This window comes from Thermocrinis albus DSM 14484, from assembly GCF_000025605.1.
GTDB classification, from domain to species: Bacteria; Aquificota; Aquificia; order Aquificales; family Aquificaceae; genus Thermocrinis; species Thermocrinis albus.
In genome coordinates this window covers 907,725-931,721 of the sequence record NC_013894.1, presented here as the reverse complement: position 1 = coordinate 931,721, position 23,997 = coordinate 907,725, and the positions used below count along the sequence as shown (strand labels likewise).

Annotated in this window: 28 protein-coding genes; 12 read left to right on the top strand and 16 right to left on the bottom strand. The window is 47.7% G+C overall.

Annotated elements, in window-relative coordinates:
* Window position 1: 1 nt before the first annotated feature.
* Together THAL_RS05055 and rseP are read left to right on the top strand one after the other, a co-directional pair.
* Window positions 2–403 (top strand): secondary thiamine-phosphate synthase enzyme YjbQ, encoded by a 402-nt coding sequence (locus THAL_RS05055; protein WP_012992031.1) that lies wholly within the window; start codon window positions 2–4, stop codon window positions 401–403.
* Window positions 403–1,686 (top strand): RIP metalloprotease RseP, encoded by a 1,284-nt coding sequence (gene rseP, locus THAL_RS05050; protein WP_012992030.1) that lies wholly within the window; start codon window positions 403–405, stop codon window positions 1,684–1,686. The genes THAL_RS05055 and rseP overlap by 1 nt, the downstream gene beginning before the upstream one ends.
* Here the strand turns inward: rseP and fsa are convergent.
* Entirely contained in the window at window positions 1,683–2,336 is a 654-nt protein-coding gene (gene fsa / locus THAL_RS05045) for a fructose-6-phosphate aldolase (RefSeq protein WP_012992029.1), read from the bottom strand. The two genes, rseP and fsa, sit on opposite strands and share 4 nt — an antisense overlap.
* Before the next feature lie 137 nt (window positions 2,337–2,473).
* Here fsa and cimA point away from each other — a divergent pair, with 137 nt between their 5' ends.
* From cimA to metG, 3 genes are read left to right on the top strand one after another with little or no spacing between them, the layout of a single operon-like run.
* Window positions 2,474–4,057 (top strand): citramalate synthase, encoded by a 1,584-nt coding sequence (gene cimA, locus THAL_RS05040; RefSeq protein ID WP_012992028.1) that lies wholly within the window; start codon window positions 2,474–2,476, stop codon window positions 4,055–4,057.
* Between the two features lie 3 nt (window positions 4,058–4,060).
* A complete protein-coding gene (locus THAL_RS05035; protein WP_012992027.1) occupies window positions 4,061–4,432 on the top strand; it encodes a hypothetical protein in 372 nt (123 codons plus the stop codon).
* 2 nt (window positions 4,433–4,434) lie between these two features.
* A complete protein-coding gene (metG, locus tag THAL_RS05030; protein ID WP_012992026.1) occupies window positions 4,435–4,761 on the top strand; it encodes a methionine--tRNA ligase subunit beta in 327 nt (108 codons plus the stop codon).
* Here the strand turns inward: metG and gltB are convergent.
* From gltB to THAL_RS05000, 6 genes are read right to left on the bottom strand one after another with little or no spacing between them, the layout of a single operon-like run.
* Window positions 4,747–9,252: a glutamate synthase large subunit gene (gene gltB / locus THAL_RS05025; protein ID WP_012992025.1), complete on the bottom strand. Its 4,506-nt coding sequence runs from the start codon at window positions 9,250–9,252 to the stop codon at window positions 4,747–4,749. The two genes, metG and gltB, sit on opposite strands and share 15 nt — an antisense overlap.
* Before the next feature lie 43 nt (window positions 9,253–9,295).
* Window positions 9,296–10,066, bottom strand: coding sequence for an undecaprenyl-diphosphate phosphatase (locus THAL_RS05020; protein ID WP_012992024.1), 771 nt, complete (start codon window positions 10,064–10,066; stop codon window positions 9,296–9,298).
* Window positions 10,066–11,241, bottom strand: a complete 1,176-nt coding sequence (locus tag THAL_RS05015; protein WP_012992023.1) for a class I SAM-dependent rRNA methyltransferase — start codon at window positions 11,239–11,241, stop codon at window positions 10,066–10,068. The genes THAL_RS05020 and THAL_RS05015 overlap by 1 nt, the downstream gene beginning before the upstream one ends.
* On the bottom strand, window positions 11,238–11,789 hold the full coding sequence (locus THAL_RS05010; RefSeq protein WP_012992022.1) for a DJ-1 family glyoxalase III: 552 nt from the start codon (window positions 11,787–11,789) through the stop codon (window positions 11,238–11,240). Before THAL_RS05010 ends, THAL_RS05015 begins: the two co-directional genes overlap by 4 nt.
* Window positions 11,786–12,721 carry an ABC transporter permease gene (locus THAL_RS05005; RefSeq protein ID WP_012992021.1) on the bottom strand — a complete coding sequence of 312 codons (936 nt, stop codon included), beginning with the start codon at window positions 12,719–12,721 and terminating at the stop codon, window positions 11,786–11,788. Before THAL_RS05005 ends, THAL_RS05010 begins: the two co-directional genes overlap by 4 nt.
* Window positions 12,721–13,083, bottom strand: a complete 363-nt coding sequence (locus THAL_RS05000) for a DUF1232 domain-containing protein (RefSeq protein ID WP_012992020.1) — start codon at window positions 13,081–13,083, stop codon at window positions 12,721–12,723. The genes THAL_RS05005 and THAL_RS05000 overlap by 1 nt, the downstream gene beginning before the upstream one ends.
* A 27-nt stretch (window positions 13,084–13,110) precedes the next feature.
* Here THAL_RS05000 and fabZ point away from each other — a divergent pair, with 27 nt between their 5' ends.
* The 7 genes from fabZ (at window position 13,111) to aroE (ending at window position 16,653) form a co-directional block, all read left to right on the top strand.
* Window positions 13,111–13,566 (top strand): 3-hydroxyacyl-ACP dehydratase FabZ, encoded by a 456-nt coding sequence (fabZ, locus tag THAL_RS04995; protein WP_083762877.1) that lies wholly within the window; start codon window positions 13,111–13,113, stop codon window positions 13,564–13,566.
* A 73-nt stretch (window positions 13,567–13,639) separates the two neighbouring features.
* Window positions 13,640–14,101 carry an iron-sulfur cluster assembly scaffold protein gene (locus THAL_RS04990; RefSeq protein WP_012992018.1) on the top strand — a complete coding sequence of 154 codons (462 nt, stop codon included), beginning with the start codon at window positions 13,640–13,642 and terminating at the stop codon, window positions 14,099–14,101.
* The gene (locus THAL_RS04985; RefSeq protein WP_012992017.1) at window positions 14,098–15,138 is read left to right on the top strand and encodes a hypothetical protein; all 1,041 of its coding nucleotides are present in this window, start codon (window positions 14,098–14,100) and stop codon (window positions 15,136–15,138) included. The genes THAL_RS04990 and THAL_RS04985 overlap by 4 nt, the downstream gene beginning before the upstream one ends.
* Window positions 15,135–15,383 (top strand): sulfurtransferase TusA family protein, encoded by a 249-nt coding sequence (locus THAL_RS04980; RefSeq protein ID WP_012992016.1) that lies wholly within the window; start codon window positions 15,135–15,137, stop codon window positions 15,381–15,383. Before THAL_RS04985 ends, THAL_RS04980 begins: the two co-directional genes overlap by 4 nt.
* Window positions 15,380–15,616: a DUF1858 domain-containing protein gene (locus THAL_RS04975; protein ID WP_012992015.1), complete on the top strand. Its 237-nt coding sequence runs from the start codon at window positions 15,380–15,382 to the stop codon at window positions 15,614–15,616. Before THAL_RS04980 ends, THAL_RS04975 begins: the two co-directional genes overlap by 4 nt.
* 4 nt (window positions 15,617–15,620) lie before the next feature.
* Window positions 15,621–15,872 carry a NifU family protein gene (locus THAL_RS04970; protein WP_012992014.1) on the top strand — a complete coding sequence of 84 codons (252 nt, stop codon included), beginning with the start codon at window positions 15,621–15,623 and terminating at the stop codon, window positions 15,870–15,872.
* Between the two features lies 1 nt (window position 15,873).
* Window positions 15,874–16,653: a shikimate dehydrogenase gene (gene aroE / locus THAL_RS04965; protein ID WP_012992013.1), complete on the top strand. Its 780-nt coding sequence runs from the start codon at window positions 15,874–15,876 to the stop codon at window positions 16,651–16,653.
* Here aroE and hemH read toward each other — a convergent pair.
* From hemH to thrS, 9 genes are all read right to left on the bottom strand, one after another.
* A complete protein-coding gene (gene hemH, locus THAL_RS04960; protein ID WP_012992012.1) occupies window positions 16,600–17,562 on the bottom strand; it encodes a ferrochelatase in 963 nt (320 codons plus the stop codon). The genes aroE and hemH overlap by 54 nt on opposite strands.
* Window positions 17,559–18,263 (bottom strand): 1-(5-phosphoribosyl)-5-[(5-phosphoribosylamino)methylideneamino]imidazole-4-carboxamide isomerase, encoded by a 705-nt coding sequence (hisA, locus tag THAL_RS04955; RefSeq protein ID WP_041434102.1) that lies wholly within the window; start codon window positions 18,261–18,263, stop codon window positions 17,559–17,561. Before hisA ends, hemH begins: the two co-directional genes overlap by 4 nt.
* Window positions 18,254–19,477: an EAL domain-containing protein gene (locus tag THAL_RS04950; RefSeq protein WP_012992010.1), complete on the bottom strand. Its 1,224-nt coding sequence runs from the start codon at window positions 19,475–19,477 to the stop codon at window positions 18,254–18,256. The genes hisA and THAL_RS04950 overlap by 10 nt, the downstream gene beginning before the upstream one ends.
* Window positions 19,478–19,493: 16 nt before the next feature.
* Entirely contained in the window at window positions 19,494–19,934 is a 441-nt protein-coding gene (locus THAL_RS04945; RefSeq protein ID WP_012992009.1) for a ribonuclease H-like YkuK family protein, read from the bottom strand.
* A complete protein-coding gene (locus THAL_RS04940) occupies window positions 19,934–20,257 on the bottom strand; it encodes a hypothetical protein (RefSeq protein ID WP_012992008.1) in 324 nt (107 codons plus the stop codon). Before THAL_RS04940 ends, THAL_RS04945 begins: the two co-directional genes overlap by 1 nt.
* Window positions 20,254–21,057 (bottom strand): glycosyltransferase family 9 protein, encoded by an 804-nt coding sequence (locus THAL_RS04935; protein ID WP_012992007.1) that lies wholly within the window; start codon window positions 21,055–21,057, stop codon window positions 20,254–20,256. The genes THAL_RS04940 and THAL_RS04935 overlap by 4 nt, the downstream gene beginning before the upstream one ends.
* Window positions 21,041–21,448 carry a molybdopterin-guanine dinucleotide biosynthesis protein B gene (locus THAL_RS04930; RefSeq protein WP_012992006.1) on the bottom strand — a complete coding sequence of 136 codons (408 nt, stop codon included), beginning with the start codon at window positions 21,446–21,448 and terminating at the stop codon, window positions 21,041–21,043. Before THAL_RS04930 ends, THAL_RS04935 begins: the two co-directional genes overlap by 17 nt.
* Window positions 21,441–21,980 carry a lysophospholipid acyltransferase family protein gene (locus THAL_RS04925; protein WP_245522255.1) on the bottom strand — a complete coding sequence of 180 codons (540 nt, stop codon included), beginning with the start codon at window positions 21,978–21,980 and terminating at the stop codon, window positions 21,441–21,443. The genes THAL_RS04930 and THAL_RS04925 overlap by 8 nt, the downstream gene beginning before the upstream one ends.
* A 64-nt stretch (window positions 21,981–22,044) precedes the next feature.
* Window positions 22,045–23,982, bottom strand: a complete 1,938-nt coding sequence (thrS, locus tag THAL_RS04920; RefSeq protein WP_012992004.1) for a threonine--tRNA ligase — start codon at window positions 23,980–23,982, stop codon at window positions 22,045–22,047.
* Between the last annotated feature and the right edge of the window lie 15 nt (window positions 23,983–23,997).

The window sequence follows — 23,997 nt, the reverse complement described above, 5'->3', positions numbered from 1 at the left end:
CATGGGTGTGATTAAGGTAAAAACCACCAAAAGGACCAGTTTTGTTAACATAACCCACCTGGTGAGAGAGGAGGTAAGAAGGTCCGGAGTAAGATCGGGACTATGCGTCATATATGTTCCTCACACTACAGCTGCTGTCTTTATAAACGAAGGTGCTGATCCAGACGTGATAAAAGATATATCCTACGCTCTGGAAAAACTGATACCGTGGGAAGATAAAGCCTATGCCCATGCAGAAGGCAACTCGGCCGCCCACATACGTAGCGCCATTATAGGTAACTCAAGGGTTGTTCCCGTAGAGAACGGGGCACTTCTCTTAGGAACATGGGAGGCTATATTCTTAGCAGAGTTTGATGGACCGAGGGAGAGAAAAGTGGTGGTAAAGGTGATAGGAGAGAGCTGATGGAGTATGTTATAGCCTTTTTGGTTTTGATCGGCGTTTTAGTATGGTTTCACGAATTGGGACATTTCCTTATGGCAAAGCTGTTGGGGATAAAGGTGGAAGTGTTTTCCATAGGTTTTGGTCCACCTTTACTGAGTAGGCGTTATGGAGATACCGAGTACAGAGTATCCCTGTTACCCCTTGGAGGGTACGTAAAACTTTATGGAGAAGAGGGCAAAACTGACGACCCATCTTCCTTCTCTTCAAGACCAGCATGGCAGAAGATACTGGTGGCCTTTGCAGGACCTTTCTTTAACTTTGTGTTAGCCATCTTCCTTCTGACCTTTATCTACGTGTGGGGGAGAGAAGTGCCCTCTTACTATCTTCAGGAGCCCAGGGTGGGGTATGTTTTGGATAAGAGTTTAGCCCAAAGTATGGGAATAAAGGAGGGAGATCTCCTTTTGGAGATAAACGGCAATCCGGTAAAGAGTTGGAGGGATGTGGAAGAAGTTCTTTCCAAGACCGTACTTAAAAGAGAGCTTACGGTAAAGATTCTCAGAGAAGGGCAGGTAATTTACTTACATACCCAAAGGAACAAACCGGAACCTTTCGGAGCTGAACCTCTACTGGAGCCTGTGGTGGGTAAAGTGTTGGAGGGCAGTCCTGCTTGGCAGGTTGGTATACGGCCGGGAGACAGACTGATTCAGGTAGAGGGAAGACCTATAACTTCTTGGTACGATGCGGTATCTGCTATAAGAAACTCCGGAGGGAAACCTCTCACCATCCGTTTAAAGAGGAAGGATCAGATCCTCGACGTTACAGTAGTACCTAAGAAGGACCCGCGTACCGGTAACTACGTGATAGGCCTATCTCCTTCTATCGGTACTATAAAGATCAGGTACTCTCCCTCTGAAGCGTTGAAACACGCTACAGAAAAGGTTAACCAGCTTACCGTACTCACCCTAACCGCTTTAGGCAAGCTGGCGACTGGAGAGTTGTCTATCCGTACCTTAGGCGGTCCCATAGCCATAGCTCAGATGGCAGGCGAATCTGCCCAACAGGGAGTTCAGACCTTCTTAGGTCTTATGGCTTTTATATCTGTGCAGCTGGCTGTTTTCAACCTCATCCCCCTCCCCGTTCTGGATGGAGGTCTCATCTTACTCTTTCTGGTGGAAGCCATACTCAGGAGACCATTACCTGACAGCTTTAAAGAGGTATGGGCCAGGCTAGGTATGGCTCTCATAATAGCCCTCTCTATCTTTGTGATCTTCAACGATCTTCTGCGGTTGTTGGGTAAAAATTAGAAGGGTCTGTCAGGAACCTTCTCCCAGTCTTTCAGGAACAGTTCTATACCTCTTTCCGTTAGAGGGTGCATGAATAGTTTTTTCATAACATCGAAGGGCATGGTACATATGTCAGCTCCTATGAGGGCAGCCTCCACCACATGCATAGGATGACGTACGCTTGCCACTATGATCTGAGTGTCTATGTCATAGTTTTCAAAAATCTGCTTTATCTCCCTTATGAGTTTTAAACCATCCGACGATATGTCGTCTAACCTTCCTACAAAAGGAGAGACAAAGGTAGCGCCGGCTTTGGCCGCTATGAGAGCCTGTGTAGGGGAAAATACAAGAGTTACGTTGGTGGGTATCCCTTCCGATTCTAAAATGCGTACCGCCTTCATGCCTTCCGGAGTCATAGGTATCTTCACCACCACGTTATCTCCCAACTCTGCCAACATTCTTCCTTCTCTCACCATGCCTTCGGCGTCAAGAGACACCGTTTCTAAACTTACAGGTCCGTCTACCAGTTTTACTATTTCGCGAGCTACCTCCATAAAAGGTCTTCCTGTCTTGGCTATGAGAGTTGGGTTTGTGGTAACTCCATCAAGAATACCCCAGTCCAGGGCTTGCTTTATCTCCTCTACGTTACCTGTGTCTAAAAAGAACTGCATCTTTATCTCTTTTGCCGGCCAATGTCTCAGCCGGCGCCGGGCTACTTGTACCCCGCCTTTTCGCAAAGCGCCCACGTACCCGGCAGGCGGCATTTGGGCGCCCATGCCAGCAAGAAAAATTATAAATTAATAAAGTCATGGAGAAGGTTTTCCTTTATGACACTACTTTGAGAGATGGTTCTCAGGCAGAAGGTGTGAGCTTCTCTTTAGAGGATAAGATACGTATCTTGCAGAAACTGGACGAGTTCCATATGGATTACGTGGAGTGTGGTTGGCCGGGTGCCAATCCCAAAGACACGGTCCTTTTTGAGAGAATAAAGAAGATGAAGTTACATCACTCTAAGGTTGTGGCCTTCGGTGCCACCAGAAGGCCTAACAGAAAGGTGAAGGAAGATCCTCAGGTAGAGAATCTGGTGAAGGCGGAGTCACCTGTGGTGACCATTTTTGGTAAAAGCTGGGACTTTCATGTGACAGAAGCCCTTAAGACTACTCTTGAGGAGAACCTCAGTATGGTTTATGAGACAGTGGAGTACCTCAAGAGGTACGTGGATGAAGTTATCTTTGATGCTGAGCATTTCTTTGACGGTTTTAAACACAATCCTGAGTATGCCTTAGCCGTTCTGGAAGCGGCTATAAGGGGAGGTGCCGACTGGGTGGTTCTCTGTGATACCAACGGCGGAAGTCTTCCTCACGAGGTGTACGAGATCACCAAAAAGGTGAAGGAAAAATTTCCTCAAGCCAAGATAGGTATTCATGCCCACAACGACTCGGATACCGCTGTAGCCAACTCCCTTATGGCTGTGCTGGCTGGTGCAAGACAAGTTCACGGGACCATAAACGGCATAGGTGAGAGGACGGGTAATGCCAATCTGTGCTCTATAATTCCGAACCTTCAACTTAAGATGGGTATGCAGGTGGTTCCAGAGGAAAGCTTGCGTAAGCTCACCGATCTGGCTCACTTTGTGGCAGAGATAGCTAACGTACCTCTACCCCGTAATATGCCTTACGTGGGAGAAAGTGCTTTTGCTCACAAAGCAGGTGTTCATGCATCGGCTGTTCTTAAAAGTAGTAGGACTTACGAACACGTAGATCCCAGTGTTGTGGGGAACCGTAGAAAGGTTACCGTTTCTGATCTTTCGGGGAGAAGTAACGTAGTTTACAAGTTGAGGGAGATGGGCATAGAGGTTGATGAGAGATCTCCCGAGCTGATAAAACTGGTAGAGAAGATAAAGGATATGGAAAAAGAGGGTTATCATTTTGAGGCAGCGGAGGCATCCTTTGAGCTCTTGTGTAAGCGTCACTTTGGCTTAGTGAGGAATTACTTTGATCTGGACGCTTACAGAGTTCTCATTGCCAAAAGGAGTACCGATAACACGCCTGTATCGGAAGCCACCGTTCGTCTGAAGGTGGGTGAGCTTATGGAACACACAGCTTCCCTCGGAAACGGTCCTGTGAGTGCTTTAGATAGAGCTCTCCGTAAGGCTCTTGAAGAGTTTTACCCCAGTCTAAAGGAAGTCCAGCTGGTGGACTACAAGGTGAGGATAGTCAACGAATCGGAGGGTACATCTGCCAAAGTGAGGGTTCTCATAGAGTCCACAGATGGTAAAAGAAGGTGGGGTACAGTGGGTGTGTCGGAAAACATCATAGAGGCGTCCTGGATCGCCCTCACAGACAGCATTGTTTACAAACTTATGAAGGATGAGGAGGAGGGTATAATATAGCTCATGCGAAGGTATCTTCTCTTTGTGCTTCCATTCCTTCTTTCTATGGCAGAACCTTTGCGCACCGATACTAAAATCTCCCTTCTGGTGATAGATGCTGCGGGAAAGGAGCACCTTCTTAACGGTCCTGTGTGTGACGGAAGACCCTTCTTACCTGTAAGGGAGGGGCTGGTGGAGTATGTGGTGAGTTTCTCTCAGTTGAGTCGTGGGGTGGTTTTAAGAAAGGAGGGGAAGGATCTGGTTATGAGGCTTACCTTCAAGGACGGTAGGGAGGAGGAGGTAAGAGTATCTGCAGACACCTTCTGTAGGGCCTCCTCTCCTATAGGCAGGGCTAGTTTTTATCTTAAGGATATCAAAGAGATTCAGGTGAGGTAAAGATGGAGCTCATAGGTATTGAGGACTTTCTGAAGTTAGATCTTAGGTTGGCGAAGATACTGGAGGCAGAGAGAGTAAAAGGCTCCGAAAAACTCCTAAGGCTGAGGGTCTCCTTAGGAGAGGAAGAAAGAACGCTGGTGGCTGGTATAGCCAAATACTATGCTCCTGAGGATCTGATAGGAAAGAAGGTACTCATACTGGCCAATCTGAAACCCAGAAGGATCATGGGGATAGAGTCACAGGGGATGGTGCTGGCAGTCTCGGATGGGGAAAGCCTCTCCCTTTTGGTACCTGACAGGGAAGTGAGGGAGGGTTCAAAGGCCAGTTGAACCTTTACCCTGTTCTATCAGTTGGCACTCGTCTGTTTCTCCGAAGGAGTCCCTCTTACACTGCTCTAAGGGTATAACCTTATAGAAGCGTTGAGAGAACTCTGGCCAGTTGTTAAGAATGAGAGCTGCCCATGGACTCTCCGTGTACCTGTGATGTTTCTCTATGAGACCTCTAAGTTCTGCTACCTCATCCTCTTTCAGTCTGCGCACTGTCACGTAATGGGGGTTTATCTTTTTCTCTAACTCATCGTCCAAAATGTAGGCATAACCGCCAGTCATACCAGCGCCTACGTTAAAGCCCACAGGACCGAGAACTACCACCACTCCACCCGTCATGTACTCACAGCAGTGCATGCCAGCACCTTCTATAACCGCTATAGCACCACTGTTACGTACAGCAAACCTCTCTCCTGCCCTACCTGCTGCGTATAGCTCACCGCCTGTAGCTCCGTACAGGCATGTGTTACCCATGATGACGTGAAGGTTTGTTTCTCTCACATCGGAAGGTTTTATCACTATCCTGCCCCCGTACATACCTTTCCCTACGTAATCGTTGGCATCTCCTATGAGGGTGAGGGACATACCCCTGTGGTTAAAGGCACCGAAACTTTGCCCTGCTGTACCCACGAAGGTAAGGCAAACAGTGTCTTCCGGCAGCCCCTGATCCCTGTAGCGTACCGCTATGTGATACGCTAGGCGTGTGGGTATGCTTCTGTCTATGTTGCTTATCCTATACTCTCTGCTTACTTTCTGAGCTCTCTCTATGAAGGGGAGTATCTCCTCTTCCAATATCTGAGCCAGCTTACTTCTATGGGGGTTATCGTTTCTCTGCACCATACACTTTAGGGGTTTGCCTTCAGGATAACCTTCTTTCAGGAACTCTTCCAGCTTGACCCTTTTGGAGCCAGGTATATGATCGTAGGTCACCACCTCCAAAAGATCTCTTCTGCCTATTATCTCATCGAGGCTCCTGAAACCCATCTCAGCGAGGATCTCACGTACCTCCTGGGCAACGGCTTTAAAGTATGCCATAACGTTTTCCACCTTACCCTTAAACTTCTCTCTGTAGCGAGGATCTTGTGTAGCTACACCGGTGGGACACTGGTTGGTATGACAGAGGCGTGCCATGACACAACCTTCTGCTATCATAGCCGCTGTTCCAAAACCAAACTCCTCCGCACCCAGTAGGGCGGCTATTATCACGTCTTTCCCGGTGCGCATACCACCGTCTACCCTTAACCTCACCTTGTCACGTAGGTTGTTCTCCATAAGGACCCTCTGTGTCTCGGCAAGACCTATCTCCCAATAGTTACCTGCGTTTTTGATGGAAGAGTAAGGGCTCGCACCTGTACCACCTTCGGCACCACTTATCTGTATTATGTCAGCATACGCTTTGGCCACACCGGCCGCTACAGTTCCCACACCTGTCTCTGCCACCAGCTTGACACACACCTTGGCGTTGGGATTTGCCTCCTTAAGGTCGTTGATGAGCTGAGCAAGATCCTCTATGGAGTAGATGTCATGGTGAGGCGGGGGTGATATGAGGGATATACCCGGCTGAGCGTGTCTCAGTTTTGCTATATACTCGCTCACTTTGTGACCGGGCAGCTGGCCACCTTCTCCCGGTTTAGCACCTTGTGCTATTTTTATCTCTATGTCCTGAGCGGATGCTAGGTATGTGGGCGTAACACCGAAACGTCCGCTGGCCACCTGCTTTATGGCAGAGTTCTTTATAGTCCAGTACCTTTCTGGATCTTCTCCTCCCTCTCCGGAGTTGCTTTTCATACCCAATCTGTTGCACGCTTCTGCCAGAACTTCGTGAGCTTCCGGAGAAAGGGCACCCAAAGACATACCACCCGTCACAAACCTACGCAAGATGTTCTCTACAGGCTCCACTTCCTCTATGGGGACGGGTTTCTCTCCTTTCTTGTAAGTGAGGAGATGCCTTATGAAGGTGGGTCTCTCTTCGTTGGCTATACGAGAGAACTCTTTGTAATCTTGGTAATCCTTAGTTTCCAAGAACTTATGGAGGGCACGGACCACAAAGGGGGACCAAGCATGCCACTCTCCACCCTTTCTAAACTTCATGTGACCACCGTAATCCAGTTGCGGCTTATCGGTATTGTAAGCAGCGTTGTGTCTTGCCAGCAAACTGTCCTGCACTTCAAAGATACCATCCGCCTCTAAGGTGACGGGAGTTCCTGGGAAGTATTCCTCTACAAAATCCCTGTTTAAACATACCGTGTCAAAGATCTTGGCTCCCTGATAGGAGTTGAGGGTGGAGATACCCATCTTGGCCATTATCTTGAGAAGACCTTCCTCCAAGGCCTTCTTATAGTTGAGGATAGCTTTTTCAAAGGGAACTTTTATCTCTCCCCTCTCACACAGATCCTTTATGGTCTGATAGGCCAGGTAAGGGTATATGGCCGAAGCACCGTAGCCTATAAGACAAGCCATATGGTGTGTATCACGGGCCTCCCCCGTTTCTACCACTATGGATACCTTGTTGGAAAGACCCCTTTCCGACAGCCACTTGAACACTGCCGAGACCGCCAGAAGGCTTGGTACAGCGAGTCTATACTGACTTATGTTCCAGTCAGACAGTATGATGATCTCAGCTCCTTCCCTTACAGCCTCCTCCACACGCCTGCACACCAGTTCTACACCCAGTCTCAGATCACATATCTGTATCCCTTCGTACATAGCGTCGTACAGAATATCCGTTATACGCCTTTCGCCTGCCATATCTTGCAGTTCCACTATACAGTAGCTCCTCTCCTTGGGGTAGGTCATGGGAATACGTACCACCTTAAAGTAGGGCTGTTCTTCAAGAGCTTTCATCTGGTAAGGTAGCAGTATGGGACTGTCTATCTGCAGCCTTCTGGCATGCTCTGGTGTTTCCTTGAGGAAGTTCCTCTTGTGTCCCAAGTTCATGCGCAGGGACATAACACTCCTTTCTCTTATGGGATCTATAGGAGGGTTCGTAACTTGGGCGAACCTCTGTTTGAAGTACCTGAAAAGCAAAGGAGGTTTTTCGGAGAGAGGAGGTATAGGTGTGTCATCTCCCATAGAGAAGGTGAGCTCTTTACCTTCTTCTGCCATGTAGGAAAGTATGTTTTTGATCTCCTCCTGAGTGTAGCCGAAGGCCACCTGCTTTCTCAATAACTCGGGGTCCTCCTTTATATCTATACGCTCTTCTTTCACAAGTTGCGATAACCTAACCAGATACTTCTCTATCCACTCTCTGTAGGGCTTTCTAGAAGAGAGTTCTTTGAGTATCTCCTCCGTTTTCTTGATGGTACCCTTTGACATATCCACCGATAGAGTATCTCCCGGTCCGAGTCTTCCCTTCTCCTTTATCTTTTTCCCCTGAAGATCCACCATACCCACTTCGGAGCCTAAGACCAGTATGCCGTCCTCTGTAAGGACATATCTGGCCGGGCGAAGTCCGTTTCTGTCTAAGTGAGCTCCTATAACTCTACCATCAGTAAAGGCTATTGAAGCAGGACCATCCCACGGTTTCATAAGGAGTACCTGATACTCAAAGAAAGCCTTCACATCCTCCGACAGCCACGGCACACTCTCCCAGGCGGGAGGTATCAGCATGTTGATGGCATGTTCCGGCGAGAACCCTACCAGTACAAGGAGCTCAAAGACTCTATCCAAAGAAGCCGAATCACTCTCATCGTGAGACACCAGAGGTTTTACCAGCTTTATCCTGTCCTGAAAAAGCTCGTGTTCCAGTTCGTGTTGTATAGCCAGCATCCAGTTTCTGTTACCCAGTATGGTGTTGATTTCTCCGTTGTGGGCCAAGTATCTGAAGGGTTGTGCCAGTTTCCAGTTGGGAAATGTGTTGGTGGAGTATCTTTGATGGAACAGACAGAAGGAAGATTCTATGCGGGGGTCCTTTAACTCCGGATAAAAGATATCCAGCTGGGTAGCCACCAGCATACCTTTGTAAACCAGTTTTCTGGAGGAGAGAGAGGAAAAGTACACTTTATCCTTCAGTTTCTTATCTGTCTCTATGGAACGTCTCAGAAGATAGAGCTCCAGCTCCCTTAGGGGCTCTTCCACCCTCTCTGTATCCAAAAGAAGGTGAAATATTTTGGGCATAACCTTAAGGGCAGACTCGCCTACTGCGGACTTATCAATGGGTACTTCCCTCCATCCCACGAGACGGAAAGGAGATCTTCTTATATGCTCCTCTATCTGAGATCTTACGTCTTCGTACAGAAACACAGCGCCGACGGCCAGGTTGTCTATATGAGATATCTCCATACCCTCCTCTTGTATAACATCCTGAAAGAAACGCCTGGGGATCTCTATCATAACACCTGCGCCATCACCCGTCTTACCGTCACCACCGACGGCACCTCTGTGGGTGAGGTTCTTGACGGCCGTCACACCCCACTCTACTATCTGGTGGCTCCTTTCACCTCTTGTGTGACAAACAAAACCTACACCGCACGAATCGTGTTCCATCATCACCATCTTTCCACCTCAAAAGAGAAGATATATTTTATAAGTTAGTTCCTCAAAGATAAAAGATGGATAAATACAGAGCTCCCACCAGTATTCTGTAGACACCAAAGGGAACAAAGCTGTGAGAGGATACAAACCGAAGAAAAACTTTAACGGCCAGAAGAGCACTGAGAAAGGCGGAAACAAAACCCAGAAGAAGAAGATGCCACTCTTGCCACTGAAAGTTGTGGTGGCTCTTGTAGAGGTCATAAGATGTGGCCGCCATCATGGTGGGTATAGCCAGAAGGAAGGAGAACTCGGTGGCCGCCTTCCTGTTAAGACCCATCAACATACCTCCGATGATGGTGGCACCACTGCGTGATACTCCGGGTACCATCGCCAATGCCTGAAAGACACCTATGGCAAAGGCCCTAAGAAGAGGTAGATCTTCCACGTTTCTTATGTAACAGAATTTACTACACACCCTGTCAGCCACCAGGAGGAACAGTCCTCCCCCTATCAGCGCCAGTGAAGTGACCAGATCGTTTCCTATAAGGTAGTTCTTTACAAGCTTGTAAAGGAGAAAGCCCAAAACACCTGTCGGAAAGAAGGCCACTATGATCCTCTTCCAGAGTTGGGGGTTCTTCACTATGCGTCTCCAGTAAAGGAAAAGCACCGCCATTATAGCACCCATCTGTATGGATATCTCAAAACTCTTGGTGAAGGAATCCTGGGGAATACCCATGATGTGGCTTGTGAGAATAAGGTGTCCGGTGGAAGATATGGGTAAAAACTCTGTAAGACCTTCTACCACTCCCAGCAGTACAGCCTGATAAGCTTCCATCACAACACCTCCAGGTAAATACCTTTAAGGTAGAGGGTGTTAGGCATCTGCAGGATCCACGGATGATCTAAATCCTGGGTACTCTCTCCTATAACTCTCACCATCCTCTTTGTGTCTTTGGCCGCCTCTGTTATCACTTGAAGGAGATGTTCACGGGTGATGTGAAAGGAGCAGGAGTATATAGCCAGGTATCCACCCCTCTTTGTTACATGCAGGCCTCTCACACACAGCTCTTTGTAACCTCTCAGAGCGTTCTCCAAAGAAGCTTTCGTCTTGGTAAAAGATGGAGGATCAATGACCACTACATCAAACTGGTTTCCCTCTTTGTGCATCTTTCTGAGGAAGTCAAAGGCGTTGTCTTCAACCCAGTGAATTCCGTCCAGGTTGTTGAGTTGAGCGTTCTTTTTACCTGTCTCCAAAGCCGGTGCGGATATATCTACCGCTATCACCTCCTTGGCACCCTTTCTCTTCATGTTGAGGGCAAATCCCCCTGTATGACAGAAGAGGTCCAGACACAGATCACCTGGCTCTACAAGATCCCTTATGAGTTTCCTTGCCTTCCTTTGGTCTAAAAAGAATCCAGTCTTTTGGCCTTTCACTATGTTGACGTAGTACTTAAGATCGTGTTCCCATATGATCACCTCCTGAGGAACCTCTCCGTAAAGAACACCCTCTTCTGCATCAAATCCCTCTACACTCTTGGCAAACTCGTTGACTTTTTCGTACACACCTACCGGGTTCAAAAGCTCAACCAAGGAGGATACTATCCAGTCCTTCATCTTGTACATGCCGTAGGTGGTAAACTCCACCACCACGTACCTATCGTAAACATCCACTATAAGGCCAGGTAACAGATCTCCCTCCGAATGCACCAATCTGTAGGCGTTGCTGTTGATATACAGTCTCTTCCTATAGCTGTAAGCTTCCTCTAAACGTTTCTTTATGAGCTCTTTGCTGGGCTTTTCCTCCTTTTGGAAAGACAGAAGTCTTACACTTATCTTGGTTTCAGGATTTATGTACCCGTAGCCTAGGAAATGACCCCCAGCATCCCTCACCACCACCCAGTCACCCTTGCCTGGTTTCTTACTTACACTGGCTATTTCTGGTTTATAAACCCATGGGAAAAAGCCTTTTATCTTGTCTTCTATACCTGGTCTTACTCTTACCTGAATCATGTGTAATCTACCAGCATACGTTTGGCCACCTCCACAGCCTTCTCCCTTCCTTCCAGCTTTTCTAGCAGTTTCAGACCAAAGAGGAGAGCTGTCCCTGGTCCTTGGCTGGTCACCACATTATCGTCTTCCACTACCTTTTCATTTACAAAGGTGGCGGGTTTTATCTGCTCCACCAGGGAAGGGTATACGGTGGCTTTTTTACCCTCCAGCACGCCGAACTTGGCCAGAGCTGTGGGAGCTGCACAGATGGCACCCACCAGTTTCCTCTTTTGGTACATAGCCTGAATCAGTTTCTCTACACGGGGATCAGCCTTAAGTTTTTCCACACCTTCCGTACCTCCCGGTAAAACCACCATGTCCAGTTCTTCGGGATTAAGCTGGTCCACACTCACGTCGGGCAAAACCCTCACCTGACGGGCGCTACTCACGGGGTCTTTACTGAGTCCCGCTATCAGAACCTGCACGCCACCTCGCCTCAACACATCTATGACTGCTATAGCTTCCACTTCTTCAAAACCGTCTGCCAAAAGTATCGCCACTTTCTTCATAGCTTTACCTCCTTAAGTTTTATCTCCTTTTCCCTTACCCTTGGGTCCACCAGGGCAAGGATTATGTCTGCTATGAGGTTTCCCACTATCAGCATTATAGTTCCTATGTACAGGCCACCCATGACCAAAAAGAGATCCTGTGAGAGAACAGCGTTCAGCATAAGCTCTCCCAGTCCTGGCCAGCCTACCACCACCTCTATAAGGGCAGCACCGGATATAAGCCCCGCTATCTCATACCCTATCAAGGTGATGAAAGGGTTCATAGCGTTTCTCACCACATGTTTCATCATAACCCCTGTGGTGGCACCTTTTGCCCTCAGCATCACCACCGTGGGACTGTGGAGAACCTCTATCACAGCGCTACGCATAAGTCTCACAAGACCGGCGGTGGATATCAAGCTCAGGGTGGTTATGCCTACCAGGAGACTGGAGGTGCCACCAGGTTGAAGATACCCCCCTCGCGCGAGGAAAAAGAGCAGTATAAAGGCCAGGAAGAAGGAAGGCATGGACATGAAGGTATAAGAGAAGATACGTACAGCTCTGTCTATCCATGTTCCTTCTCTAAAGCCTGCCAGTAGCCCTAGAAAGGAAGCTGCCACCCACGATATTACCGCAGATGGAACAGTAAGAGCCAGTGTTTTACCTATCCTCTCCCTTATGAGATCTGTCACAGGAGTGTTGTACTGGAGGGATATCCCAAGATCAAAGCGTAGCGCTGCTGTAAGCCATTTAAAGTACTGAAGGAGGAGAGGATCATCCAATCCATACATTTTCCTCAGTTTTTGTATAGTTTCCGGTGATATCTGAGGGTTAAGTTTGAACTGTTCAAAATAGTCTGCCGGTGAGAGTTTAATAAGGGTAAAGGATATAAAAGTGACACTCAAAAGCACCAAAATACTCTGAAAAAATCGTGTCAAAAGAAACCTAACCATCAGAAATAGTTGGCTATAAAATGCTTAGTTACAGAAAAATATCTCGCTATCTCGTCAGCATGCTTATTTTTGACGTATCTTACCACTTTATAGTCATCCCATAATCCTATGATGGGAAACCAGTCAGGTATACTGTCCTTCTCTTCCACAAAGTACAGGAGGGCACACACCATATCCCTCTTAGCCTCTTCTTTAAGATCAAACTCCTCGTCGGTGAGTAGCCTCAAAAAGAGCTTCACATCCAAGATAAGGTTCCTCACGTACTCCATGGTAGGAGAGGTCCTCTTCAGTTTTTCTTCCACCCTCTTTACCAGCTGAGGAATGTCCGTCTCTTTGCAATACTTCCTGAGTTTCTCCTCCATGAGATATATAATACTCTCACCATGGAACTGGATGCAAGACAGATTATGGAGATCCTTCCTCACCGCTACCCCCTACTCCTTGTAGATAAGATCCTTCACATGGAGCTGGGTAAGAGGATAGTGGGTGTAAAGAACGTTTCCGTTAACGAGCCTTACTTTCAGGGACACTTTCCTGGTTTTCCTCTCATGCCGGGAGTGTACATACTGGAGGCTATGGCCCAGGTGGGTGGTATTCTCATGATAAAGTCCCTGGACCTACAGGTGGGTAAGTACGCGGTGGTGTTTGCAGGTATAGACGAGGCACGTTTTAAAAAACCTGTGTTTCCGGGAGATCAGCTTCTTCTGGAGCTGGAGGTTATATCCCTCAAGAAAACCCTCTCCAAGATGAAGGGTGTAGCAAAAGTGAACGGCCAGGTGGTGGCAGAAGCTGTTCTGTATGCCGCTGCCCGTGAACTTTCAGAAATAACTCGCAAAGATTCTTGATAAGCATCATAGTAACATCTTTCTGGATCACATATATTGATAACCGTAAATACCCGGAAAGGAGGTGATAGAAATGTTTGAATACAGTGAGAAGGTGCTGGACCATTTCCTTAACCCCAGGAACGTGGGAGTTTTGGAAGATGCTAATGCGGTAGGTCAATGCGGAAACCCCGCCTGTGGTGACGCCATGCTCTTTACCCTTAAGATAAACCCCGAAAACGACGTTATAGAGGATGTAAGGTTTAAGACCTTCGGGTGTGGTTCTGCCATAGCTGTTTCTTCTATGCTCACAGAGATGATAAAGGGTAAACCCATCAGCTACGCTCTCAATCTTACCTACAAGGACATCTTCGATGAGCTGGGAGGTCTTCCTCCTCAAAAGATTCATTGCACCAACCTGGGTTTGGAAACCCTTCACGTGGCTATAAAGGACTACCTCATCAAACAAGGTAGACTGGAAGAAGCTGAGAAGATACCCGGTTGCTACGAGGAAGAGGAAGAAGACAGCAAGGAGTTTGAGTTTCTGTCCACATGAAGGTAAGGGCTGTTGCTCTTCTCTCAGGAGGGCTTGATAGTTCTCTAGCTGTCCGCCTCCTGCAGGACCAAGGCGTAGAGATAAAGGCCCTTCACTTTTACACAGGTTTCTGTATAACGGAGCACAAGAGACGCCTTGGCCTGCGGAGAGAAGACGGACAGCAGTATGTCAACCCAGCTCTTCGAGCAGCAGCCCAGCTGGGTGTCCCCATAGAGATAGTGGATATCTCTAAGGAGTACATTCATGTCCTGCTGAATCCCAAGTACGGTTATGGGAAGAATGTGAACCCTTGCGTAGACTGTAGGATAATGATGCTTAGAAAAGCTAAGGAGATAATGGAGAAGGAGGGCTACCAGTTTGTGGTAACGGGAGAAGTGCTAGGCCAGAGACCTATGAGTCAGACATACCAACGTCTTATGCTTATAGAAGAAGAGGCAGATCTCAAAGGCCTAGTACTTAGACCCCTTTCCGCAAAGCTTTTACCACCCACCATTCCTGAAAAGCTGGGATGGGTAGACAGAGAGAGACTACTGGGTATCAGAGGAAGAGGTAGGAAAGTACAGATAGAACTTGCCAAGAGGTACGGTCTTGAGTACCAACAACCGGCGGGTGGATGTTGTTATCTTACTGATGAAACCTACGCTTTCAGGTTTAAAGAAGCTCTCAGCGTGGAGGGTAAGATTACGGAAGATGACCTAGTCCTTTTCTCGGTGGGAAGACATCTGAGACTCCCCTCAGGAGTAAAGGTAATAGTAGCACGCCACGAAGGCGAGGTGAACTTTCTGCAGGGTTTCAGGAGTAGATACTCTTACGCACGTCGCCTTGACGGTAAAGGAACCTTTGCCCTAATAAAGGGAGACCCCAGTGAGGAAGACCTTCAACTTATAGCCAACATAGTGGCAAGGTACTCCAAAAGGGAGGAAGCTGAGGTGCTTATACATTTATCGGATGGTAGAGAGGTTGTCTTGCGGGGTGTTCCTGCAGAGGATGAGTTTCTTGACCAGATTAAAATACATCACAGGGCGGGTGTGACATGATGGAGGATATAAAGGCTGACGTGGTACATGACGTGGTAGGTACCTTTTGCCCAGTTCCTGTGGCAGAGACTGCCAAGATGGTAAAGCAGATGCAGATAGGACAAGTTCTGGAACTTATAGCAGATGATCCGGGGGTGGTGGAGGATATACCTGCTTGGTGTAAGGCAACCGGCCAGGAGTTTTTGGGTATGTACGAGGAGGGTGGTGAGTATCATCTCTTTGTGAGGAAGGTGAAAGAACTATGAAGGATAGAGTCACGCTTGACACTGTAATGAAGGATCTTTTGGAAAAGTACCCGAAGGTGAAGGATCTCCTTTGGAACTACGGTCTTTGTAAGTTGGAGGAGGACGATATAGCCCCCGTAGTTCTGGACAAGCTCACTCTCAAGGGTTTTATGAGGCTCATGGACATAGATGAGGACACACAAGGAGATCTCTGGATGCAGATCCAAGATCTTATAAAAGAGTCGGAGGTGTGATATCATGGAGGAAGAAAAGCTGAGAGAAGTGGAGGCAGTTTTGGAGAAGATAAGGCCGGCTCTGAAGGAACATCATGGAAATCTGAAGGTGGTAGACATAAGGGAGGGTGAGATATACCTTCAGTTTGAAGGAGGATGTACCGACTGTCCCATAGTGGATGCCAGTGTGAAAGATGTAGTGGACATAGCCATACGGGGCAACATACCGTGGGCTCAGAAGGTGGAGATAGTAACACCTAAGTACCAACTTAGGTGATATGCTTTTGTACGGACTCATAGGATATCCGGTCTCCCACTCCCTATCTCCTGTCTTTCAAAACTTCGCTCTCCGGTATCTGGGAGTTGATGCCATCTATGTACCTTTTGAGGTGAAGCCGGAGGATCTGAGTGAGGCCATCAAGGGGCTTAAAGTTCTCGGTGTGAGGGGTGTTAACGTTACTATACCTCACAAAGAGAGGGTTTTGGATTTGGTAGACTGGATGGATCATCACACAGAGGTCATAGGAGCTGCCAACACCCTCCTTTTGGAAGACGGTATCATAAAGGCTTACAACACCGACTGGATAGGTTTTCTCAAAAGTTTGTGGGACATGCAGCTGAGCAAAGGTAAAGCTCTCCTGCTGGGAGCAGGTGGTTCCTCCCGTGCTGTTGCCTACGCTCTTAGGCAGGAGGGGTGGGAAGTGTATCTTTGGAACAGAACCAAGGAGAAGGCTGTGTCCCTTGCGGAGAGGTTTCAGCTACAGGTGGTGGATAGGCCGGAGGAGGTGGTGAAACACGTGGACCTTATCGTCAACACCACCCCCTCAGAGGAACCTCTCTTTGACTACCAACTCATAGATAGTCATCACAGCATACTGGACATCATTTACTACAGAGAGACGGCACTGATAAGAAGAGCTAAGGAGGTGGGGGCAAAGTACTCTGATGGGCTTCCTATGCTGTTGTACCAAGGTCTGGAGAGTCTGAGGATCTGGACTGGGTGTTCAGTTCCCTATAAGCTGGTGCTGGAGAGCGTGCGACAGCACAAGATCCGCTAAGCACCTTACGAAGGTGGGATGGGTTCTGAGAGTAGGTATACGGACGTAGTCTTCCACACCCAACGATCTTGCCATATTTCCGTACTGATAGTCTAGCTCGTACAGAGTTTCTGAGTGTTCGTTGACGAAGGATACGGGAATCACCGCTACTTTTTTCACACCCCGTTTGATAACATCCTCTAGTACTTTTTCTGTTTCTGGTTGTAGCCACTTTACGGGACCTACCTTACTCTGATAGGCCAGTGCGTAGTTAACTCCTGGGAAATGTTGCATTATCAGCTGCACTGTCCTCTCTGTCTGAAATTGATAAGGATCTCCCTTCTTGATAACACTGATCGGTAAGCTGTGGGCGGAGAACAAGAAAAAGTAGTCCTGCCAGTTGGGTAGGTTCTCCTTGATGTTCTCCACCATAGCCTGTATGTAAAGAGGGTGATCGTAATAATGCTGTATCTTCACCACAGGTAGAAAACTCATTTGGGACTTTGGAAAGACTCTGTCGAACTCATTGAAGGAGGAACCTGTAGTGGTCCTACTGTACTGTGGGTACATGGGTAAGAGGATGAGGCCAGAAAGGGGGTAGCTCTCCATCTCCTGTAGGGCTTCCTCTATGAAGGGGTGCCAGTATCTCATACCCACCTTTACTAAAAACCCATCTCCGAGAACCTCTTGCAGTTTCTGAGCTTGCTCTAAGGTTTGTTCCTTCTGGGGTGACTTTCCACCCATGTACCGGTAATAGGTCATGGTCTTCTTGGCTCGCACATGGGATATGATCCAAGCAACAGGTTTCTGTATGAGACGTGGTATGGCTATTATGTCGTGATCAGAAAAGAGATTGTAGAGGAAGGGTTGAACAGCCTCCAAGGAGTCCGGCCCGCCCATGTTTAACAGTAACACACCTACTTTTCTCATAGAGGTATTCTTCCCTCGTAGATGGCTTTGCCCACCACAACACCTTCTACCACGCCCATTAATTTAATGACGTCCTCTATGGAGGCAACTCCACCTGACGCTAAAACGGGTTTCTTTACCCACTTCTTGAAAGATAAGTAAGGTTGAGGATCAACGCCCTCCAACGTACCGTCTCGGTCCACGTTGGTGTAAAGGTAACCCCATATGGGAAGGTGATCATACTGGAGAGCCATCTGGTGAGGGGTTAAGGAAGTTTCTTCCTTCCAGCCACCTACTGTAACGCGTCCTCCCTTACTGTCTACCGATAGGATCACGCGGTTGGGGAAGAGCTCCAACATCTTCTCAAAGGTTCTTCTATCATAAACGGCTACCGTTCCCACTACGAAGAGATCCACACCTATGTCGTCCAACATCTTTAGTCTCTCAATGTCTCTTATACCGCCACCCACCTGTATCCTCCCGCCAAAGACCATCCTTATGTTTTTTATGGCCTCAAGATTGACGGGTTTTCCTGTCACCGCTCCGTCAAGATCCACAACGTGTATCTTGCCAAATCCCTTACTTTGGAAAAGGCTGGCCATATCCTCCGGGCTTACCTGGTAACTTTTGGCACTTTCCATAAGACCTCGCACTAACCTGACTACCTTCCCCTCCTTTAGGTCTACGGCAGGTATCACAAAGTCTTTCCAGTTCAAACCCATACCTCCGGTATACCGATGTAAAAGCCTTGAACAAACTCTACACCTAACCGTTTGGCTAGAGCTAAGTCTTCCTCTTTTTCAACACCCTCTAAAACCACCCTGTAACCCAGTCGGTGTAAACCTGCTATCACCCATCTGAGGATGCGTCTCTCTTCTCTCAGGAAGAAACCGTCTACTTTAACAATGTGGGGTTTCGTTTTAAGAAGACGTTCCACAGAGGAGTGTTCCACACCAAAGTCATCTACAGCCACCTTAAACCCCATGTTTTTGACCACTTGTAGAAACTCCACCAGCTGTTCCGTAGTGCCCAACACCTTACTTTCCGGTATCTCTATACAGACCCGCTGAGGTTCTATGCCGGCGGTTCTCAGTTCGTTGGCAAACTCCTCTAGTCTCGCCAAACCTTTAGCTACAGAAGTAGTGAGGTAAGAAGGGAAGTTTACAAAGAGATATCCTTGAACACCTTTTCTTTTCCATGCCTGAAATGCCTTCCTCCATACTATTTCATCCAACACGGACATGCGGGAAGTATCCTGAGCCTTTTCAATGAACATTGAGGCAGGTATAAGCCGGCCGTTCTCTCCCTCTATGCGCATCAGAACTTCGTAACCAAAGATCTTATTTTCTTTAAGACTCAGTATAGGCTGGAAAACAGGGAGAACCCTATCCTCCTCAATAGCTCTCTGTAGAAAGGCTAAGGTTATCTCCTCCCCTTTTCGATTTGTCAAGTGAAGAACGGGTTTCCCCTTAAGTTCCGTTACTTTAATCTCCAGATGTGTCAACAGATCCTCCACCCACTCTCCGTCGTGAGGGTATGTGACACTTCCGATAGTAACAGTCACAGGTATGCCATCCACCTGTAGGCCTTCCAGTTTCTTCTTTAGTCTTTCCACCACCACAGCTGCTCCGGAACTGTCCGTTTCAGGCAGGAGAATGAGAAAACTACCACTTTTGTACTTACCTGCCACGTCGCTCTTTCTTACACTTTTTGAGATAATGTCGGCCACACTTATTAGCACCGTGTTACCCCAAAAGTATCCCTTCTCCCTGTTGATCTTTCTTAGATTGTCTACGTCCACCAGAAGTATGGAAAGTTCCCTTCCCTTCCTCTCGTGTAGGTAAAGGTACTTTTTGAGTATCTCTTTGAGGCATGTGGTGTTGGGTATTAGGGTCTCTTTGTAGAGCTCTATGAGGGTAAGGGCTCTGCGTGCCACACAATGATTATACCATCTAGTAGCATGCGGTTATATAGTCTGCCACAGAAGAGGCTGCTATGGCTCGGGGTTTCACCACAGGCTTGAGACCTTGTGCCATGACGTAACCTATAGCCTCTCTTAGAATAACTGAGGAGGAGTGCTGTGGGTTGGGGTTTATGTCGAGATGAACCTCAAAGGGTCTTTCGCCCACCACATCCACTATCTGGAGTGCCATATAGACCGCTCTGTTTACCTCCTCCATCAATCTCTGGCGCAGAGATCTTATCCGGCGCACCTTGTCCACTTGCCAGAATATTTTGGCACCTCTACATGAGTCTATGTGCACCACCACCACTGTCACGAAGACGGTAAAATCCCCAACCTGCCTGGAGTCACAGCCTACGTAGATGGCCGTTTTGGGAGAGGATCTTTCTATAAACTCCCTCACCTCCTGTATATCCGTTATCTTGGGCATCAGAGCCTACCTTTGAAATCTACCTCTTTTACAAAGGTCGGTCTGAAAAAGATCCAGTGTTTTAGGTTCTCTGCACTTCTTGAGTAGCATATTTCGCATAAAACACCTCCTTCCACCAGTTTGGAGTTATCGTCGCAGCATTCGGTGAGGTTCCAGAACTCGTACCCATCGTGAAAGATAAGGCACCCACACCCTAAACACTCCATAAGGTGGCAACCCTTCTCTTTCAAGAACTCCTCCAAAGTGGTGTCAGGCAAATGATCCAGTTCAAAGATGTTCTTAAGAAACTCTCTCTGTCTATCACTCAGCTCCGACAGCCTCATGAAAAATAAATATAGAAAGTTTTCTTGAACCTTTCCATAAGGGTTTGGGTATCGAAACATTTTCTTTCGTTACACACTTGGGGAAAACAAGGGGAGCAGGAAAGTCCAAGATGTAAGGGGAAAACCTTTTTCCCTATAGGTTTCCACACCACTGGATCCGTGGGTCCATAGAAAACGAAGGTGGGTAGCCCCAGATAAGCTGCCAGATGAGACACTCCACTGTCCAATCCTACTAACATAAAGGCTTTCTTCATATCCTTAGCCAGTTGTAGAGGTGATAAGGTCTCGTACACAGGCCATACCAGGCCTTTCAACCAAGCATCTGCCTCACCCACCAGATACACCACACGTATACCTAAGGAAGTGAGAAAGTCCTCTATCTGGTAGAAGAGATGCAGAGGAGGGATTTTGGCAAAAGAACCACTGGAGGCATGAAGGAGGGCGCAACCTTCCAACGGACTGTTGGGAGAAGGTTCTATAGGCAGTTCCCACGAGAAATCTAAAGGTAGCTGTAAACTTCTGAGATAATGCTCAACTATCCACACCCTCTCTTTGGGAAAAGGGGATACGTTTCCATCTACGCTTATCAGTATTTCCATTTCGTATTCTCCCATAGGTATCTCCGAAAAGATCTCGTCCACCCAACCAACTTCCTTAGCCAAAAGGAGATAGTCGGTGTTACCTACCGCGGTTATGTGATTTCCCCGTCCCTTTAGGATCTCCAGGATGGGAAAAGTAAGGAGTGTGTCTCCCAGAGCACCTCTACGGTAGAAGAGCACCTTGCTATTTAGCCAAGACAAAAGCTATTACCTCCTCCAGAGTTTTAGAGTAGGCAGGAAATCCATCCAGTTGGGGACTGGTGCTTATTCTTTTGTAACCCGGGATGAACTTCCAGCCTTCCAGCAGTACAATCTGACAGTCCTTAAAGTACTCCTGCACTAAACTTATAGGGTCATCTTCCCTCCTTTCGTAAAAAGTTGTTCTTTGGGGTGATACAACAGCCACCTTATCCAAAAGCTGGAACATACGGAAGCTATCGGAACCTTCTTTGTCGGTAACGGCATGCCCTTTAGGATCGTGTTTTATGTAACCCACCTTAAAGCCCATCTTGGTGAGTTCCACAGCCAACTTTTCCGCCAGAGTGGTCTTCCCTGAGTTGTGAAAGCCTACTATGAAGACGAGTTCAGGCATAGGAGAGAGCCTTTATCCTCTCCATTATGGTATCTGCCACCTTTCTATAACCCTGAGGGGAGTCCTCCTCTTCAAAAACCTCAGGTTGCCCTATCACCACCTTTATGACACTGCCAGGTAAAGGAAATTTCCTACCCCTCGGAAGCACACGATCTGTACCCTCTATGTATACGGGTAGGACGGGTTTCCTGCTCTTTATAGCCAGAAAGCCCACACCTGCCTTTGGCTTCAGAAAACTTCCCGGCATGGCCCTCGTACCTTCCGGAAACACGCATACTTTACATCCTCTGTGGAGCAGGTCCAACGCTTTCTGAAGTACATCCAGATCACCTGATCCCCTTCTCACAGGTAGAGCTCCCATGTGGGGAAGAGCCTTTCCTAAAAGGGGTATGCGGAAGAGCTCCTCCTTTGCCAAAAAGATGAGAGGTTGAGGAAAGACGGCATTCAGTACAGGAGGGTCCAAGTGGCTTCTGTGGTTGGAGGCCACTATACACGCGTCGGGAGGTATTCTTTCCAGACCTATCACTCTCACTCTGAACAAGGTCCTAAACAACCTCTTAGTAAGAGGACAGAGAGGAGCCAGAAAAGTGGCCCAATTACTTTCTATGCAATGCTTCATTTTGGCGCTTTGTGTTGGCGCTTCTTAAAAAACTCAAAAGATCCTGTAGACTCATCTTTCCCAGGTCTCCTTCCCTTTTACCTCTCACGGAAACACTCCCATCCTGCATCTCTTTGTCCCCTACTATGAGAACATACGGAATCTTTTGGAGTTCTGCATCCCTTATCTTGGCTCCTAGTCTTTCGTCCCTTTCGTCTACTTCCACTCGGAAACCTTCCTCCCTCAATGTATTGGCCACACTTCTGGCATACTCCACATGCCTTTCTTGTACCGGCAGTACCCTAACCTGTACGGGTGCCAGCCAGAAGGGCAGCAATCCTGCATGGTGTTCTAAGAGGACTCCTGTAAACCTCTCTATGGAACCCAGTATGGCTCTGTGGATCATGTAAGGTCTGTGTCTTCTGTTGTCGGGTCCCACGTACTCCATATCAAACCGCTCCGGCAGGTTAAAATCAAACTGGATTGTGGAACACTGCCACAGTCTACCTAGAGCATCCCTTATCTTTACGTCTATCTTAGGACCATAGAAAGCGCCACCACCTTCGTCTATTTCGTACTCTAAGCCCATACTTTCCACAGCTTTTTTGAGAGCGCTCTCTGCCTTTTCCCACTGTTCGTCGGAGCCTATAGCATCTTCAGGTTTGGTGGATATATACACTTTAAACTCATCAAAACCAAAATCCCGTAGCATACTGATAGCAAAATCCAGTGTTTCTTGGATAACATCATCCACTTGATCAGGTCTACATATAATGTGAGCATCATCCTGAGTAAAACCCCTTACCCTCATAAGGCCATGAAGTACCCCAGACATCTCGTACCGGTAAACGGTACCCAACTCCGCCAGTCGGAAAGGTAGATCCCTGTAACTTCTCACTTTACTTTTGTAAATGGCTATGTGGAAAGGACAGTTCATGGGTTTTACGAAGTACTCTTCATCTTCGAGCTCCATGGGAGGGAACATGTTCTGTCGGTAATGATCGAGGTGCCCACTTTTTTGCCACAGTTTGGCGTTTCCTATATGAGGTGTGTACACTAGCTGGTAACCTCTTTTCAGATGCTCCTCCCTCCAGTAATCTTCTAGAACCTTACGGTAAATACCCCCCTTGGGTAACCATATGACGAGACCCGCACCTATCTCCTCGTCTATCATGAACATCTCCAATTCTTTTCCCAGCTTCCTGTGGTCTCTCCTCTTTACCTCCTCGTAGAATCTGAGTCTGTCTTCCAGCTCCTTTTCATCCCAGTAGGCTATGCCGTATATCCTCTGTAACATAGGCTTGCTGGCGTCACCCATCCAGTAAGCACCCGCCACATGGGTTAACTTGAAGGCTCCCACCATCCCTGTACTGGGTACGTGTGGTCCCCTGCACAGGTCCACAAACTCTCCCTGTTGGTACACCGATATAACATCACCTTCCTGTATCCTGTTGATGATGTCCAGCTTGTAGGGTTCCTTTAAACTCTCAAAGAGTTTTAGAGCGTATTCTTTGCTCACCTCCTGCCTCACTATAGGAAGGTTCCTGCTCACTATCTGCCTCATTCTTTCCTCTATGATGGGCAGATCCTCCTCCCTTATGCTGATACCCTCCACTTCCACATCGTAGTAAAAACCTTCCTCCGTTGTAGGCCCTACTCCCAGATGTACCCTATCGTAACCGTATATCTCCTTCAGGGCCTGTGCCATTATGTGAGATAGAGTATGTCTCATAACTTCTAAGCTTTCTGGATCACCTTTCCTTATGGGTTTTATCTTGCCACCTTCCCGCACAGGTGTCTGAAGATCCAAGATCCTGTCACCTAACCTGCCCGCTATAGCATCCTGCACTCCCGCCAGACGAAACACTTCTCCCAGAGGGGTACCCTTGGGTACCTCTATCTCTTTACCATCTACTTCAAGGATTATACGTTCCATGAGAGTTTATTATAA

Bases quoted from the DNA above. Each gene is read 5' to 3' on its own strand.
- THAL_RS04980 (WP_012992016.1), top strand. From the start codon at position 15,135: ATGATGGAGGATATAAAGGCTGACGTGGTACATGACGTGGTAGGTACC.
- metG (WP_012992026.1), top strand. From the start codon at position 4,435: ATGGAGCTCATAGGTATTGAGGACTTTCTGAAGTTAGATCTTAGGTTG.
- THAL_RS05055 (WP_012992031.1), top strand. From the start codon at position 2: ATGGGTGTGATTAAGGTAAAAACCACCAAAAGGACCAGTTTTGTTAAC.
- THAL_RS05000 (WP_012992020.1), bottom strand. From the start codon at position 13,083: ATGGAGGAGAAACTCAGGAAGTATTGCAAAGAGACGGACATTCCTCAG.
- THAL_RS04930 (WP_012992006.1), bottom strand. From the start codon at position 21,448: ATGCCTGAACTCGTCTTCATAGTAGGCTTTCACAACTCAGGGAAGACC.
- THAL_RS04990 (WP_012992018.1), top strand. From the start codon at position 13,640: ATGTTTGAATACAGTGAGAAGGTGCTGGACCATTTCCTTAACCCCAGG.
- hisA (WP_041434102.1), bottom strand. From the start codon at position 18,263: ATGGGTTTGAACTGGAAAGACTTTGTGATACCTGCCGTAGACCTAAAG.
- THAL_RS05015 (WP_012992023.1), bottom strand. From the start codon at position 11,241: ATGATTCAGGTAAGAGTAAGACCAGGTATAGAAGACAAGATAAAAGGC.
- hemH (WP_012992012.1), bottom strand. From the start codon at position 17,562: ATGAGAAAAGTAGGTGTGTTACTGTTAAACATGGGCGGGCCGGACTCC.
- cimA (WP_012992028.1), top strand. From the start codon at position 2,474: ATGGAGAAGGTTTTCCTTTATGACACTACTTTGAGAGATGGTTCTCAG.
- THAL_RS04945 (WP_012992009.1), bottom strand. From the start codon at position 19,934: ATGCCCAAGATAACGGATATACAGGAGGTGAGGGAGTTTATAGAAAGA.
- THAL_RS04975 (WP_012992015.1), top strand. From the start codon at position 15,380: ATGAAGGATAGAGTCACGCTTGACACTGTAATGAAGGATCTTTTGGAA.
- aroE (WP_012992013.1), top strand. From the start codon at position 15,874: ATGCTTTTGTACGGACTCATAGGATATCCGGTCTCCCACTCCCTATCT.
- THAL_RS04970 (WP_012992014.1), top strand. From the start codon at position 15,621: ATGGAGGAAGAAAAGCTGAGAGAAGTGGAGGCAGTTTTGGAGAAGATA.
- THAL_RS05005 (WP_012992021.1), bottom strand. From the start codon at position 12,721: ATGGTTAGGTTTCTTTTGACACGATTTTTTCAGAGTATTTTGGTGCTT.
- THAL_RS05020 (WP_012992024.1), bottom strand. From the start codon at position 10,066: ATGGAAGCTTATCAGGCTGTACTGCTGGGAGTGGTAGAAGGTCTTACA.
- THAL_RS04940 (WP_012992008.1), bottom strand. From the start codon at position 20,257: ATGAGGCTGTCGGAGCTGAGTGATAGACAGAGAGAGTTTCTTAAGAAC.
- THAL_RS05010 (WP_012992022.1), bottom strand. From the start codon at position 11,789: ATGAAGAAAGTGGCGATACTTTTGGCAGACGGTTTTGAAGAAGTGGAA.
- THAL_RS05035 (WP_012992027.1), top strand. From the start codon at position 4,061: ATGCGAAGGTATCTTCTCTTTGTGCTTCCATTCCTTCTTTCTATGGCA.
- THAL_RS04985 (WP_012992017.1), top strand. From the start codon at position 14,098: ATGAAGGTAAGGGCTGTTGCTCTTCTCTCAGGAGGGCTTGATAGTTCT.
- rseP (WP_012992030.1), top strand. From the start codon at position 403: ATGGAGTATGTTATAGCCTTTTTGGTTTTGATCGGCGTTTTAGTATGG.
- gltB (WP_012992025.1), bottom strand. From the start codon at position 9,252: ATGGTGATGATGGAACACGATTCGTGCGGTGTAGGTTTTGTTTGTCAC.
- thrS (WP_012992004.1), bottom strand. From the start codon at position 23,982: ATGGAACGTATAATCCTTGAAGTAGATGGTAAAGAGATAGAGGTACCC.
- fsa (WP_012992029.1), bottom strand. From the start codon at position 2,336: ATGCAGTTCTTTTTAGACACAGGTAACGTAGAGGAGATAAAGCAAGCC.